General features: G+C 42.8%; 14 protein-coding genes. 5 read left to right on the forward strand and 9 right to left on the reverse strand.

Annotation, left to right across the window (positions count from 1 at the left end):
* Position 1 precedes the first annotated feature (1 nt).
* From AC4CU0_RS00430 to AC4CU0_RS00445, 4 genes are all read left to right on the forward strand, one after another.
* Positions 2-1,258 carry a nucleotide sugar dehydrogenase gene (locus AC4CU0_RS00430; RefSeq protein ID WP_490747051.1) on the forward strand — a complete coding sequence of 419 codons (1,257 nt, stop codon included), beginning with the start codon at positions 2-4 and terminating at the stop codon, positions 1,256-1,258.
* The gene (pgi, locus tag AC4CU0_RS00435) at positions 1,255-2,919 is read left to right on the forward strand and encodes a glucose-6-phosphate isomerase (RefSeq protein ID WP_490743594.1); all 1,665 of its coding nucleotides are present in this window, start codon (positions 1,255-1,257) and stop codon (positions 2,917-2,919) included. The genes AC4CU0_RS00430 and pgi overlap by 4 nt, the downstream gene beginning before the upstream one ends.
* Before the next feature lies 1 nt (position 2,920).
* Positions 2,921-3,937, forward strand: coding sequence for a UDP-glucose 4-epimerase GalE (gene galE / locus AC4CU0_RS00440; RefSeq protein ID WP_490743560.1), 1,017 nt, complete (start codon positions 2,921-2,923; stop codon positions 3,935-3,937).
* 176 nt (positions 3,938-4,113) lie between these two features.
* Positions 4,114-5,571, forward strand: coding sequence for a capsule assembly Wzi family protein (locus AC4CU0_RS00445; protein WP_490743561.1), 1,458 nt, complete (start codon positions 4,114-4,116; stop codon positions 5,569-5,571).
* Positions 5,572-5,674: 103 nt separating this feature from the next.
* On the opposite strand, the gene AC4CU0_RS00450 is transcribed toward AC4CU0_RS00445, so the two are convergent.
* From AC4CU0_RS00450 to AC4CU0_RS00490, 9 genes are all read right to left on the reverse strand, one after another.
* Positions 5,675-7,045 carry a phosphohexomutase domain-containing protein gene (locus AC4CU0_RS00450; protein ID WP_490743562.1) on the reverse strand — a complete coding sequence of 457 codons (1,371 nt, stop codon included), beginning with the start codon at positions 7,043-7,045 and terminating at the stop codon, positions 5,675-5,677.
* Positions 7,046-7,100: 55 nt separating this feature from the next.
* A complete protein-coding gene (glmS, locus tag AC4CU0_RS00455) occupies positions 7,101-8,939 on the reverse strand; it encodes a glutamine--fructose-6-phosphate transaminase (isomerizing) (RefSeq protein ID WP_490743563.1) in 1,839 nt (612 codons plus the stop codon).
* A 12-nt stretch (positions 8,940-8,951) separates the two neighbouring features.
* Positions 8,952-10,316, reverse strand: coding sequence for a bifunctional UDP-N-acetylglucosamine diphosphorylase/glucosamine-1-phosphate N-acetyltransferase GlmU (gene glmU / locus AC4CU0_RS00460; protein WP_490743564.1), 1,365 nt, complete (start codon positions 10,314-10,316; stop codon positions 8,952-8,954).
* Between the two features lie 21 nt (positions 10,317-10,337).
* The gene (locus tag AC4CU0_RS00465; protein WP_180056358.1) at positions 10,338-10,814 is read right to left on the reverse strand and encodes a phosphatidylglycerophosphatase A family protein; all 477 of its coding nucleotides are present in this window, start codon (positions 10,812-10,814) and stop codon (positions 10,338-10,340) included.
* 22 nt (positions 10,815-10,836) lie between these two features.
* Positions 10,837-11,754, reverse strand: a complete 918-nt coding sequence (gene thiL / locus AC4CU0_RS00470) for a thiamine-phosphate kinase (RefSeq protein WP_490743565.1) — start codon at positions 11,752-11,754, stop codon at positions 10,837-10,839.
* 20 nt (positions 11,755-11,774) lie between these two features.
* Positions 11,775-12,224: a transcription antitermination factor NusB gene (gene nusB / locus AC4CU0_RS00475; protein ID WP_067765594.1), complete on the reverse strand. Its 450-nt coding sequence runs from the start codon at positions 12,222-12,224 to the stop codon at positions 11,775-11,777.
* 4 nt (positions 12,225-12,228) lie between these two features.
* The gene (gene ribH, locus AC4CU0_RS00480; protein ID WP_067765591.1) at positions 12,229-12,699 is read right to left on the reverse strand and encodes a 6,7-dimethyl-8-ribityllumazine synthase; all 471 of its coding nucleotides are present in this window, start codon (positions 12,697-12,699) and stop codon (positions 12,229-12,231) included.
* Positions 12,700-12,710: 11 nt separating this feature from the next.
* Positions 12,711-13,832: a bifunctional 3,4-dihydroxy-2-butanone-4-phosphate synthase/GTP cyclohydrolase II gene (ribBA, locus tag AC4CU0_RS00485; RefSeq protein WP_078191533.1), complete on the reverse strand. Its 1,122-nt coding sequence runs from the start codon at positions 13,830-13,832 to the stop codon at positions 12,711-12,713.
* A gap of 309 nt (positions 13,833-14,141) precedes the next feature.
* Positions 14,142-14,720 (reverse strand): TetR/AcrR family transcriptional regulator, encoded by a 579-nt coding sequence (locus AC4CU0_RS00490; protein ID WP_427938566.1) that lies wholly within the window; start codon positions 14,718-14,720, stop codon positions 14,142-14,144.
* Between the two features lie 152 nt (positions 14,721-14,872).
* Here AC4CU0_RS00490 and AC4CU0_RS00495 point away from each other — a divergent pair, with 152 nt between their 5' ends.
* Entirely contained in the window at positions 14,873-15,616 is a 744-nt protein-coding gene (locus AC4CU0_RS00495) for an SDR family oxidoreductase (protein ID WP_180056341.1), read from the forward strand.
* Positions 15,617-15,643 lie beyond the last annotated feature (27 nt).

Consider the following 15,643-nt stretch of genomic DNA (forward strand, 5'->3'; position numbering starts at 1 on the left):
CATGAAAATAGCAATATTCGGGACGACGCTTTATGCTGCCGTAACGGCAGCATTAATGGCTGAATGCGGACACTATGTCTATATATGCTGTGAGGACCTTCCTGAATCTTTGGATTGTTTTGATACCAAAGAACAGGATGTTATACAGGCTTTACATAAGCAGCTCAAAGGCCCATTTCTCCAATATTGCAATTTTGCTTCTTTGCCTTTGGATGTTGATGCTTATTTTTTCAGCTACAGCCCCTTGGATATCAGTAAAGCATTTGCGATGGCTGAAAAGCTGAAGCTGAAAACCATCATTCATCCTAAATTAATGGTCAATGCTTCCACTTTCGGCCTAAAGGGAACTCAAAAGCTGAAAGCAATTTTATCTGAAGATGATTGGGTTTATTTGCCGGATACGGTGCAGGAAGGTCAGGCCATTTTCAGTGTAAGCAGCGCAAGTAAAGTGATCATCGGCTGTGATGACATTAAGCTTGAATCTAAGCTGAAGGAAATGCTGCGGCCATTATTTCCCCGCGAGCAGCAGTATTTATTTATGCCGGTTGTCGATGCAGAGTTTACCAAACTCAGTATTTCAGGCATGCTGGCAACACGCATCAGCTATATGAATGATCTGGCTGTGGTGGCTGAAAAATTAGGTATTGATATTTCGAATGTCCGGGACGGCATGGCAGCAGACAGCCGTATCGGAGCAGCCTATTTATATGCTGGCGCTGGATTTGGCGGTGAAAATTTTTCACACGATATTTTAACTTTATCGAATACGATTGCCGGTACGGGCATCAAAAGCCGCTTATTGGATCAAGTCTGGGAAATCAACGAGCAGCAGAAAGAGTTTTTGTTTCGTAAACTATGGAATTATTTCCATGGGGATTTAGCTGGAAAAACAGTTGCGATTTGGGGCGCATCCTTCAAAGCCAATACATCCAGCACGCATTTTTCTCCTATACATATTATGCTTGAGGCTTTGTGGGCGCAGGGTGTCAAAGTGAGGCTGCATGATCCTCAGGCTTTGGATGAAATATTTGAATATTATGGTGACCGTGATGATTTGACGCTTTGCGCGGATCAATATCAGGCTGCTGACGGTGCGCATGCGCTGTGTATTTTGACCGCCTGGAAACAGTATTGGTCTTTAGACTATCAACAACTAAAAACAGCTATGCGCCATCCACTTATTCTGGATGGACGCAATATTTACCAGCCTGACTATGTTAAGGGACAGGGTTTCGCTTATATGGGGGTAGGTCGATAATGATGAATTTGCAGATTTTTCCAAAAAAAGATTTAGCGTCGGCTATGGCGCATTTAGATAAGTTGAAAGAAAATGTAGGGCATAAGCATTTAAGCCAATTGTTCGCTGAAAATGCGCAGCGTTTTGAGCAGTTTTCCATTGAATGCAATGAGCTGATTTTTGACTACAGCAAACACCGTGTTGACCAAACGGTCCTGAGCAGTTTGCTGGACGTTGCGAAAGCACGGGATCTCTCCACATGGATTAAGCGCTTATTTTCTCAGGAAGCATTGAATCATACCGAACAGCGCGCAGCGATGCACTGGGCTTTGCGTTTGCCTGAAAATCATGAGATTCATCCTCAATTGGCGCATCAGGTTCATGAACAGCTGGAGCGCATGTACGCGCTTGTAGATAAAATTCATGCTGGCCAGTACCGCGGCGTAACAGGTGAAGTTATTCAGGATGTCGTGAATATTGGTGTAGGCGGTTCGGATCTTGGACCAATGATGGTCAGCCATGCGCTGTCAGACTTTAAAGTAAAAACCGTTAAACCGCTGAATGTGCATTTTGTTTCCACTATGGATGGCACACAGCTTTCAGATATTCTGCATAAGCTCCGTCCAGAAACAACGCTGTTTATTATTTCCTCGAAATCATTTGGCACCGTAGATACTTTATATAATGCGCAGACAGCGCGCCAGTGGCTGGAAAAGCAGCTGGGCAAGTCTGAAAGTGTAGACTGCCATCACTTTGTGGGTGTATCCACCAAAGCTGATAAAATGACAGAATGGGGAATTTGCAAGGATAAGCAGTTCCTGCTCTGGGACTGGGTGGGCGGCCGTTATTCTTTATGGTCCTGCATTGGCCTGCCGATTGTGCTGAATATCGGGACGGAGGGTTTTAAGCAGCTGCTCAGCGGCGCTTATGCTATTGATGAGCATTTTAAAAATGCGCCATTGCATGAAAATATTCCTGTCATTATGGGCGTGCTTGGCATGTGGAACCATAATTTTCTTGATATTCAAAGCCATGCTGTATTGCCTTATGATGGGCGTTTAAAATATTTCTCGGCTTATTTACAGCAGCTGGAAATGGAATCCAACGGGAAATCGATTCAGCGTACAGGCAAAAAAGTAGAGACTAAGACCTGTCCGATTATCTGGGGAGAAGTGGGTCCGAACGCGCAGCATGCTTTTTATCAGCTGCTGCATCAGGGCACGCATGCCGTGAGCTGTGATTTTATTGCGCCAGTAAAGCGCTATGCATCAAATCAATTTACCTATGTGGAAAATGCGGATGCATTGATCGAGCAGCATCATTTGGCGCTGTCCAACTGTTTGGCGCAATCGCGCCTGCTGGCATTCGGCAACGATGCTTTGGATTCTTCTGAATTGCAGGATTTGCCTGAATATAAGCAATATGCCGGCAATCAGCCGAGCACAACCATCTTGCTGAAAGAGCTCACACCTTATACCTTAGGGATGCTGGTTGCACTTTATGAGCACAAAGTCTTTGTACAGTCGGTGCTGTGGAACATTAATGCATTTGACCAGTGGGGTGTTGAAAAAGGAAAGCAAATCGCGAATCAGGTGCTGCCTGTTCTGGAAGGCAAAAAGCACAATCTTGCTGAATTTGACAGTTCAACCCGCGGTTTGTTGAATATTTTACTTGGTAAATAATATGGCAAAAATTTTAGTGACCGGCGGTGCAGGCTATATTGGGTCGCATACCTGTGTTGAATTGCTGACAGTCGGTCATGATGTGGTGGTGCTGGATAATTTATCTAACAGTTCTGCAGCGTCTTTGAGCCGGGCGGAACAGCTGACACAGAAAAAATTAAGTTTCATTGAAGGCGATATTCGGGATACTGCTGTGCTTGATCAGCTATTTCAAGAGCATTCTATTGATGCTGTGATTCATTTTGCGGGCTTAAAGGCAGTGGGCGAGTCACAGCAGATACCCTTGAGGTATTTCGACAATAATATCGGCGGTACAATCAGTCTGATCCAAGCAATGCAGCGGGCAGGTGTGTTTAAGCTGGTGTTCAGTTCATCTGCCACTGTTTATGATGAGTCAAATGCCTCACCGTTGAATGAAGATATGCCGACAGGCATGCCGAGCAATAATTACGGCTATACTAAGCTGATTGTGGAGCAGATGCTGGAAAAGCTGGCCGCTGCAGATGGGCAGTGGTCGATTGCGCTGCTTCGCTATTTCAATCCGGTAGGCGCGCACAAGAGCGGCCGGATCGGTGAGGATCCTAATGGCATTCCGAATAACTTAATGCCATATTTGACTCAAGTTGCGGTCGGGCGCCGTGAGAAGCTTTCGATTTTCGGCAATGATTATGAAACCCCAGACGGTACCGGTGTGCGTGATTATATTCATGTGGTGGATCTGGCGAATGCGCATTTATGCGCCTTGAATAACCGTTTGCAGGCTGCAGGCTGCCGCGCCTGGAATATCGGTACCGGCCATGGATCTTCTGTACTTGAACTGAAAAATACCTTTGAGCAAGTAAATAATATCCAGATTCCTTTTGAGTTTGCGCCGCGCCGCGCAGGCGATACAGCTGTTTCTTTTGCAGATAATGCGCGTGCAGTCAAAGAGCTGGGTTGGAAGCCTCAGTATGATTTAAAGGACATGCTGCAGGACAGCTGGAATTGGCAAAAGCAAAATCCAAATGGTTATAACTAAGATTAAAATTTAGTGTGTAAATTCATTAAAGACAGTATGGCGAATTTTGTATTTGCCATACTTCTCAATACCTAACTCAAGTCATGTATTGATTGTGCAAAAATAATGATAGATCTTATCTTTTGTTTGAAAAAAATCGTTATCATATGTGAAAGATAAATTGATTGAAATAATATATGAAATATCAAACTCTTAGGGTTTTATCATTTGCTATTTTTTCTTCTCTAGCTCTGCCAGTTTACGCTCAAGGGATCATTTTGAATAATAATGATCTACGTACAGATTTAAATTGGCTGAACCAACAAGGTGTGATCCAAATCAGTACCTCGACTTGGCCATTGAGTGGAGAAGAAATTCAGCGTGCGTTATCTACTGCAAAAATTGAAAATAATGCTCAGCAGAAAGTTCTCAATTCGGTTATGGCAAATTTAGAAGCAGAAAATACCACTATTAAGCTCGCTTTATTTGCTGAAACAGATCCACAAAATATTCCGCAGCAATTTGCAGATGAGCAAAAGTCCCAATATCAAGCTGCACTTGAATTGAATGCCGGCGGAGCGCAGTGGGATGCAAGACTGCGTGTCAATGCTGAAAAAGATCCGATCATCGATCATGGACAGGATGTCAATGTAGAAGGCTCATATTTTGCTGGAAAATTGTGGAATCAATGGCTCATTGCTGGGCAAATCCCGACCTATTGGGGGCCAGGGCATGATGGTAGTCTAGTTCGAGGTGATGCAAGCCGTCCAGTCTATGGCTTGACCATGCAGCGTGCTGAACAACAAGCATTTGAAACAAAATGGTTATCTTGGATTGGACCTTGGCAATATCAAGCCTTTGCAGGTCAATTAGATGATTATGCGGCGGTACCCAATACGAATTTATTGGGTCTACGCTTAACTGCACAGCCATTGCCTTATCTTGAATTAGGAGCATCTCGCACATTTCAAATTGATGGGCAGGGACAACCAGATGGGTTAAAAGCGTATTGGAATGCTTTTATTGGGAAGGACAATGCGTGTGATGATAATGGGTGTGTGAATAATGGCAATGCATCAAATCAAATTGCAGGATTAGACGCAAGGTTGAATTTTCAACAATGGTTTAATATACCTTTGAGTTTGTATGGGCAGTTCATGGGTGAGGATGAATCGGGTTTATTGCCATCAAGAAAAATGTATTTATCAGGAATTGAATATTCTTCACAAGTGAAGAATATACCTTTACAGCTTTATGCGGAATGGGCAGATACGCGCACTAATGGAGAGGTTAGGGGGTATTCTTATAATCACCATAATTATAAAGATGGCTATTATCAGCATGGATTTCCTTTGGGTCATGCCATGGGAGGCGATGGTCAAATGTATAGTCTCGGTGGAGACATTCGCTTTGATCCTATGAATCGTTTAAATGGACGTGTGTTAGTGGCAAAAGTCAATCAGTCTAATTTAAGTATCAATCATGCATTTGCCCAAAAAGATGAAATCAAAGCTTTAGACCTAACTTGGACGCATTATATAAAGCCCAATGCACCACTTAAACTCAGTGGCTGGGTGAGTGATTCAGATGTCTATGGTCAAGACAGTGGTATATCACTGGGTGTGGAAATTCCTTTGGATCGCTCATTGTTTTAATAAGCTGTTAGTTTTTAGAGAACCCATCGAGAATTCAGCTAAAAATAAAACCATTCAACTTATTGTATAGGTTGAATGGTTTTTTATTAGAATGCAGAATAATTTAACCTTGAATCAACTGTGTTAATTCATCGACATAATCTTGCATTGGTTTCGGATTTTGGTCTTTACGGCTTTCAATGTTGAGGCGCAATAAAGGCTCAGTATTGGAAGCACGCACATTTAAACGCCATGCACCAAAATTAAGGCTGATACCATCGGTTTCATCAATCGTAGGGTTTTGATCGGCAAAGTGATCAAAAAGCTTTTGAATGGTGGCTTGAGTATCTGCAACTTTAAAATTGATCTCACCCGAGCAAGGGAACTTTTCAATCATGCCTTCAACCAGTGAAGACAGGGTTTGTTGGGTTTCTGAGAGCACGGAAATTGCCAATAACCATGGAATCATACCGCTATCACAGTAAGCAAAATCACGGAAATAATGATGCGCACTCATCTCGCCGCCATAGACAGCATTATGCTCACGCATTTTTTCTTTGATGTATGAATGTCCTGATTTCGATTGAATGGCATCACCTTGGTACTGTTCAATGACATCAAAGGTGTTCCAAACCAGACGAGGGTCATGCACAATTTTCTCACCAGATTGTTTCAGTAAGAAAGCTTGCGCCAATAGACCGACGATGTAATAACCTTCAATAAATTGGCCTTTTTCATCAAATAAGAAGCAGCGGTCAAAGTCACCATCCCAAGCGATACCCATATCTGCATGATGTTCAATCACCGCATTACGGGTACTGTCACGGTTTTCAACTAAAATCGGGTTGGGAATACCATTCGGGAAAGTACCATCAGCATCATTATGAATTTTAATCAATTCTACTGGAAGGTTAAGTTGTTTGAATTTTGCTTCAATGGCATCAACCACATGACCAGCAGCGCCGTTGCCCGCATTCATGACTAATTTGAGTGGGCGAATTTTTTCAGGATCAATATACGACATTAAATGATCAATATATTCAGGCAGAATATTGTATTTTTCAGTTTTGCCTTTAGTGATAACTTCATTAAAGTTGCCTGATTCAGCCAATAAACGAATTTCTTTTAACCCTGAATCCGCTCCAATCGGACGTGCATTTTCGCGGACCAATTTCATGCCGTTATAGTCCATCGGGTTGTGGCTTGCCGTGATTTCGATCCCACCTTGAACATCGAGATGAAAGGCACCGAAATAGACCTCTTCAGTCCCCGTCATACCTAAATCTAAAACATCAACACCCGCATCATTCAGACCTTTGATGGTGGCTTGTTTTAAATCTTCACTGCTGAGACGGATGTCGCAGCCCACCACAATTTTTTTTGGTTGATAAATTTGCCCATAAGCACGACCGATTTTATAAGCAATTTCTTCGTTCAGTTCTGTACCGAGTTTGCCGCGGATGTCATAGGCTTTAAAACAAGTAAGCTTTGTCATGTTATTTCCAACTATAGAAAAAAGGGCTAGAATTTCTAGCCCTTGATCGAAATTATTATTCCACCGTCACAGACTTCGCCAAGTTACGTGGCTGATCGACATCAGTTCCACGTAATACAGCAACATGGTATGAAAGTAATTGCACAGGAATGCTGTACACGATAGGAGCGAGTAATGCGCTCACACTCGGTACAAAGACCACATGTTGACGCTCTTTGGCTTTAATCCCACTATTTTCATCAGCGAAAACAAATAACTCACCGCCACGTGCTTGGACTTCTTCCATATTTGATTTGAGTTTATCCAGCATGTCATCTTTCGGTGCTAGAATCACAACAGGCATGTCGTTATCCACTAAAGCCAATGGACCATGTTTGAGTTCACCGGCAGCATAACCTTCTGCATGAATATATGAAATTTCTTTGAGTTTTAAAGCACCTTCAAGTGCGATAGGGAACTCAGTACCACGGCCTAAGAATAAGCAGTGATTTTTTTCAACAAACAGCTCAGATAAACGCAAAATTTCTGCATTGTTTTGCAGCGTATCTAAAATCACCTTAGGCGTATGCCACAAGTCTGCAATAATTTCAGCAATTTGAGTTTCAGAAATGGTCTGCTTAATTTGCCCCATTTTTAGAACTAAAAGCATGAGTGCTGCAAGCTGCGTAGTAAATGCTTTGGTTGAAGCCACACCAATTTCAGGGCCTGCAAGTGTCAACAAACTATAGTTGGTTTCACGGACCATTGAAGACGTCGCAACGTTACAAATGGTCATGGTGGTAATGTCTAAACCCTTAGCGCCAGCACGCTTTTGTGTATCACGCAGTGCAGCAAGCGTATCTGCAGTTTCACCTGATTGAGAAATACATACATACAGGGTGTTATTGACAATCACAGGCGAGCGATAACGGAACTCACTGGCAATTTCGACTTGGCAAGGTACGTCAATGAGTTGCTCAAACCAATATTTGGCAACCATACCAGCATGGTAACTGGTGCCGCAGGCAATGATTTGCACTTGCTGAATTTTAGTAAAAGCATCAGTCGCATTGATTAAGAAATCATCACGTAGTGCATTGCCATTTAATGCCTGAGAGATCGTTTGTTTAATCGCTTCAGGTTGCTCATAAATTTCTTTGAGCATGTAATGCTTGTATTCACCTTTCGAAGCGTTACTTACCGTTGCATCTAGCTCTTTAATTGGGCGGTTCACGAGTTGACCATCAACAAATACTTCAATGGTATTACGGGTTAAACGCGCAATATCACCTTCTTCAAGGTAGATAAAACGGTTGGTAATCGGTAAAAGTGCTAATTGATCCGAGCTAATAAAGTTCTCACCAATACCGACACCAATCACAAGTGGTGAACCTTCACGTACTGTGATTAATTCATCAGGATGATCTGTATGTACGATACCCAGTGCATAAGCGCCTTTGAGTTGAGGAACAACTTGCTTTACCGCTTCCAATAAACTTGGCGTACTTTTTAGGGCATCATTGACCAAATGCGCAACAACTTCGGTATCGGTTTGTGATGTAAATACATAGCCTAAAGCTTCAAGATCATCTTTAAGCTCTTGATAGTTTTCAATAATACCGTTATGAACAACAGCAACTGTGCCAGAAATATGTGGATGGGCATTATTCTCTGTTGGCTTGCCATGGGTTGCCCAGCGAGTATGTGCAATCCCGACAGAACCTGTAATGTCAGCTTCTTCTACAGCTTGCTCTAAATTTGCAACTTTACCAACACGACGTTCGCGAAGGACGTGACCTTTATTGATCAGTGCTAATCCTGCTGAATCATAACCACGGTATTCAAGGCGTTTTAAACCTTCTACTAAAATATTGGTAATACTACGTTCTGCAACGCCACCGACGATACCACACATAATTTTATCCTCTTATTTCTTCAATTTTTGGGGACGTTGATAGTTTTCTTTGGCAAATTGCTTAGAACGTTCTACCGCAAGACTATTTTCTGCTACGTCACGGGTAATGGTTGAGCCAGCACCGACGGTCGCACCATTGGCAATGTGTACAGGGGCAACCAATGAGCTGTTTGAGCCAATAAAGGCATTGTCACCAATGATGGTTTTAAATTTATTGGCGCCATCATAGTTACAGGTAATGGTTCCCGCACCAATATTTGATCCAGCACCCACTTCAGCATCACCTAAGTAGGTGAAGTGATTGGCTTTAGAGCCTAAGCCAATGCTTGAATTTTTTACTTCAACAAAATTGCCGATATGTACGTCATTGGCAAGTTTGGCACCTGGGCGTAAACGTGAGAATGGGCCAATTTGCGTATTTTTACCCACAATAGCACTGTCAAATACACTATACGGTTGAACTTTAGTGCCTGCGGCAATTTGCGTGTTTTTTATTACACAACCAGCGCCGATTTCGACATTGTCACCGAGCTCACAATTACCTTCAATGATCACATTAATGTCAATGCGAACATCTTGACCTACTTTTAATGTGCCACGTAAATCAAAACGAGCAGGGTCGATGAGGTGAACGCCTTGTTGCATCAGTTGTTTGGCTTGGAAATTTTGAAATTCACGCTCTAATGCCGCTAATTGTACGCGGTCATTCACACCTTCGACTTCGAATGCACGCTCTGGTTCTACAGATGCAACTTCGAGACCGTCAGCAATCGCCATGGCAACGATATCGGTCAGGTAATATTCACCTTGCGCATTATTATTGCTCAATTTTGGCAGCCATTCATGCAATTTGGCATTGCTCACTGCATAAATACCGGTATTAAACTCTTTGATTTTACGTTGTTCTTCAGAAGCATCTTTATGTTCAACAATGGCTTGAATCTTACCATTTTCACGCACAATGCGCCCGTAACCTGTCGCATCAGCAACCGTTAAGGTCACTAAGCCAATACCTGTTTGAGTAGATGCATTGAGTAGTTTTTGTAAAGTATCTTCACTAATGCATGGGACATCACCAGATAAAATCAGTGATACACCTGTTTTAGCCAAAACGGGCAGGGTTACTTTCACTGCGTGACCTGTTCCCAATTGTTCAGCTTGTTCAACCCATTTTATATTTTCATGGGCAAATGCTTTTTGTACTTGATCACCGCCATGCCCATAGATGGTAATTATTTCTGCTGCTTGTAGTTTTTTTGCAGTGTGAATGACATGGCCGAGTAAAGGTTGTCCTGCAAGTGGTTGTAATACTTTGGGTAAATTTGAACGCATGCGTGTTCCTTTACCTGCAGCAAGAATAATAACGCTCGTAGACATTTTAAATCCTAGGTGTTTCTATTACATAGACAAAATATAAAAATAAATACAGATGCAAAGCGCAGCCCAAAGGCCCGCAATAATATCGTCAAACATGATGCCAAAACCGCCACCCACTTGACGATCAATGACACGAATAGGCCAAGGCTTCCATACATCGAATAAACGGAATAGGGCAAAACCAATCAGTGCCCAAGTCCAGTTCATTTGTCCGAGGTATAAAACGGGAAGGAAAGTAATAGACTGTCCTGCAAACTCGTCCCAGACAATGCGCCCATCGTCATGCACGCCCATCACTTTCGCGGTTTGACCACAAATAAATATGCCGACAATTGACATGATGATCATGACAATAATGGAGTTGATAAATCCAATTGCAAGCCAACCAGGAATAAACAATAAAGCAAACGCAGAGCCAAATGTTCCCGGTGCTTTGGGAGCAAGACCAGAACCAAAGCCCACGCCACAGAATGCGATTATTCTGTTGGCCCAAGACATTTGTTTGAAGTTAATGGCTGGTTTATGCAAAATGCTGATATCCCTGAAATTTTAGTATATGGTCAGTGCCGTAGTTTTTGTAACGCAGCCCGAGTGGCTCAGTAATTTGACCAATTTTATGAATGTTTACATCTAATTCTAGTTGCAGAAGTTTTTGATAATTCTGCGGGCTTATTGTAAAGCATAACTCATAGTCATCACCACCCGCGAGTGCATACTGCCATTGGGATTCTTGTTGTAATTGTTTTACATGGTCGTCGATAGGAAGTTGATCTAACTCGATTTCTGCACCCACTTTAGAGGCATGCAAAATATGTCCTAAGTCCTGAGCCAAGCCGTCAGAGACATCGATCATGCTATGAGCTAAGCCTTTGAGCTGTTGACCAAGTTGGCAACGTGGTGTTGGATAATCTAAACGCTTTTGCAGTGGGTGTCCTAAATGCTGTAATCCATATGCAGCATCGCCAACTTGACCGCTGACACAAATGAAATCACCAACTTGAGCGCCTGAGCGGGTTACTGCTTTGCCTATATCGACCCAGCCTAATGCTGTGACAGAAATCGTCAGATGAGGACTTTGAGTGGTATCCCCACCGATTAAACTCACACCAAATTGATCGCAACAATCATATAAACCCTGACTAAAGCCTTTGAGCCATTCATGATCAATTTGGGGTAGGCTTAATGCCAGTAAAATACTATGCGGTTTGGCGCCCATTGCAGCAATGTCAGATAAATTGACGGCAACAGATTTCCAACCAATGGCATGTGGGTTGGTGTTGAGAGGAAAATGACGTCCAGCAACGAGAGTATCGGCACAGATGACCAATTGTTGCTGTGGAGGAGGGGTGAGCAAGGCTGAGTCATCACCGACCCCTAAATCGACAGCACTGCTGCTGTGACGATTAAAATAGGTATCAATGATAGAGAACTCAGCCATACAACGTACTACTTAATAAATTAATTAGCTTGTTGCTTTTCTGCTGCACGCAATGTAGTCGCTAAACGATCCAATACACCATTGATGTACTTATGGCTGTCTGCACCGCCAAAATGTTTAGCTAACTCGATCGCTTCATCGAGTACGACACGGTAAGGAATCTCAAGGTGTTCTTTGAGTTCATACGCGCCTAAACGAAGGGTTGCAAGTTCAACGCCATCTAAGGCTTCAACTTCGCGATCGAGTACAGGGATTAAAAGCGCATCCAATGCTTCATGATTGGCAACAACCTCGGTCAATAACTCGTGGTAATAGCCGAGATCTACCTTGTGCATGGCATTTTCCACACGCGTACGTGCTTCAATCTCATGCACAGGATTGCGGCTCATTTGCCATTCATAAATTCCTTGTACAGCAAAGCGACGTGCTTTACGTTTTGCTGCATAAGTTGCTTGAAGTGTTTGCGACATAGCGTTAAATAGCCTTTAACAAGTTAACCATTTCAATAGCAGTCAAGGCAGCTTCACTACCTTTATTACCTGCTTTTGTACCCGAGCGTTCAATCGCTTGTTCAATACTATCCGTAGTCAATACACCATTAATTACTGGTAAGCCAGTGTCTAGACCAACAACGCCTAAACCTTTGGCACATTCGCCAGCAACAAAATCGAAGTGAGGCGTGCTACCACGAATCACTGCGCCAAGCGCGATGATGGCATCGAAACGATCTGAAGCTGCAAGTTTTTTTGCAACCACAGGAAGTTCCCAAGCACCCGGTGCATGAACAACAGTGATATTATCCTCTGATACGCCATGACGTTTCAATGTATCAACGGCACCTTCTAGCAAATGTTCAACAACAAAGCTATTAAAACGACCAACTAAAATCGCATAACGGTCTTCGTTCGCGAGATGTAACATACCTTCAATACGGCGAACTGCCATAGCAACCTCGATTATTTCTCTGATGTTTGATTTGCGGTGATGTATTCCACCACTTCTAAGTTAAAACCTGATAATGCATTAAAGCGTAATGGCGAGCTAAGAAGCTTCATTTTTTCCACGCCTAAATCACGTAAAATTTGTGCGCCGACACCAATGGTTTGATACTGCTGAGACAGTGCCGCATTGGATTTAACATTTTTCGGTGCAGTTAAATTTTCTAAAGCAGGGCCTAAGTCCTGTAAATGACGCTGACCAATCCACACTAAAACACCACGATCGCTGGATGCGATTTCTTTGAGTGCTTTATCGAGATTCCACGCCGGAGCGCCATCTTGTTTATTCAGTTTTAATAAGTCACGAACTGGGCTGAAACCGTGTACACGTACAGTGGTCACGCCTTGTTTCGGTTCGCCTTTAACCAGTGCTAAATGAATATCTGGATTACCAATTTCACGGTAACGGAACAATTCAAATGTACCGTATTCTGTATCTAAGGTTTGTTGATCAATGCGCTCAACAGTTTGTTCATTGGTCATTCGGTAGTGAATCAGATCTGCAATGGTCCCCATTTTTAAGCCATGCTTTTCAGCAAACACTTCAAGGTCTGGGCGACGCGCCATAGTACCGTCTTCATTGATGATTTCACAAATCACAGATGCGGGTTCTAGGCCGGCTAAACGAGATAAGTCACAGCCTGCTTCAGTATGACCTGCACGGTGTAGTACACCACCTGGCTGCGCCATAAGCGGGAAAATATGGCCTGGCTGAACAATATCAGCGGGTTTTGCATGTGCTGCTACAGCAGTTTGAATGGTATGTGCACGTTCAGCAGGAGAAATGCCAGTTGAAATGCCATTTGCTGCTTCAATCGATAATGTGAAGTTTGTACCGTGCTGTGCACCGTTTGCATCGACCATTAAAGGTAAATTTAACTGCTGGCAACGCTCTTTACTCAAGGTTAAGCACACAAGACCACGCGCATGCGTAATCATGAAGTTGATATCTTCAGGGCGTACGTGGGTCGCAGCGATGACAAGGTCGCCTTCATTTTCACGATCTTCATCATCCATCAGGATGACCATTTTACCTGCACGAATATCAGCTACGAGCTCTTCAACAGTATTGAGCGGCATCAATCTTCACCTTTTTGTTTGTCTCGAATGACATTTACTTGCATTGATTGTTGCATAGTCTAACGTTTTTTTGCGTCCTTTGCCTATGCTTATGAGTTTCCTTTACTGGCTCATTGTTATACACAGTCGTCAGAACCTTGAAAAGAGGACTTTATTTGAATTGTGCCATTTATGCTGAATCTTTAAACACTTGAAAAGCATAAAAATGGGTAAGCTTATACAGATTTTAAATAATTCAAATGAAAGAGATGAGCAGTCTGTCGGAAAACTGTCGGTCTTTAACTCCATGAACTGTCACATAAAAATCAATCACGTTGATACGGCAGCATGACTGTCTAAATATTGCAGAATTATCATCTTATTGGCGTCTAAAATAGTTTTTTGCAAATGTGGATCTGCAGCTGCTCGCGCAATTAAAATTGCACCAGCAAGTTGGCAAATTATGGCCCAAGCGAGTTCTTTGCTACCGAGATACTGACTAAATAAAGCGTGACCACGCAGTAATTCAGTTTCATATATCAACTTAGTGTCCTGATCTGCACGCGCTACTTCACTCGCAAGCGTGGGGAGTGAACAACCTTGCTCGGGATGCTGAACATGTGCAGGGGTTAAATAGCGGTCAAGCTCAAATTCAATCCAATCCTGCGCATTATCATGTGGATTGTTTTGCCACATATCAAAACTGTGTTGTAACTCATGTTCAATTAAGGCTTTAAGTAGCTCTTGTTTAGACGAAAAATGTGAGTAAAAGGCACCACTGGTGACGCCGGCGGCTTTCATGAATCCATCCACACCTGTTGCGGCAAAGCCGTCTTTTTTCGCAATTTGTCCGCTGATGGTTAAAAGTTCTTGGCGTTTTTTTTGTTTGTATTCGGGTTTGTAGCGCATCTGCAACACCCTTGAAAATAAGATTGACGATAAATTAACCATAACATAGTATTCGTTATAGTAACGATCGTTATTTAATAATGTGTGGTTTAAAACCGACGCTTAAATAAAATGAGCATGGAATAAAAATAAAACAGCAATGGAGTGAGACTATGCAACAACTCAATCGGACTTCGTCAAAAGTCGCTTTAGTGATTGGTGCAGGTGATGCAACTGGTGGTGAAATAGCTAAGCGTTTTGCCCGAGAGGGTTATATTGCCTGTATGACACGACGAAATGCAGACAAATTACAGCCTTTAATTGATGAGATTGAACAACTCGGTGGAAAAGCCTATGGTTTTGCTTCTGATGCACGTAAAGAAGAACAAGTCATTGAGTTGGTGGAGCAAATAGAGTCCAGTATTGGTGCTATTGAGGTGATGGTCTTTAATATCGGTGCCAATGTGCCATGTAGTATTTTGGAAGAAACAGCGCGTAAATATTTTAAGATTTGGGAAATGGCATGTTTCTCGGCATTTTTAACTGGTCGGGAAGTGGCGAAGCGCATGGTGAGCCGTGAATCTGGCACAATTATTTTTACGGGTGCGACGGCTGGGGTTCGCGGTGCCGCAGGCTTTGCCGCTTTTGCTGGCGCAAAACATGCGCTTCGTGCCTTGGCACAAAGCATGGCACGTGAACTTGGACCAAGAAATATTCATGTGGCACATGTAGTGGTTGATGGTGCAATTGATACCGATTTTATTAAAGAGACTTTTCCCGATTTGTACGCAAAAAAAGAGCAAGATGGTATTTTAAATCCAGTACATATTGCGGAAAATTATTGGCATCTCTCACAGCAACCACGGGATGCATGGACGCATGAATTAGATCTGCGACCATGGATGGAACATTGGTAAGCACTGATTTAAAAATATTAGGAAAAT

It is taken from the genome of Acinetobacter sp. LipI_15, from assembly GCF_058242865.1.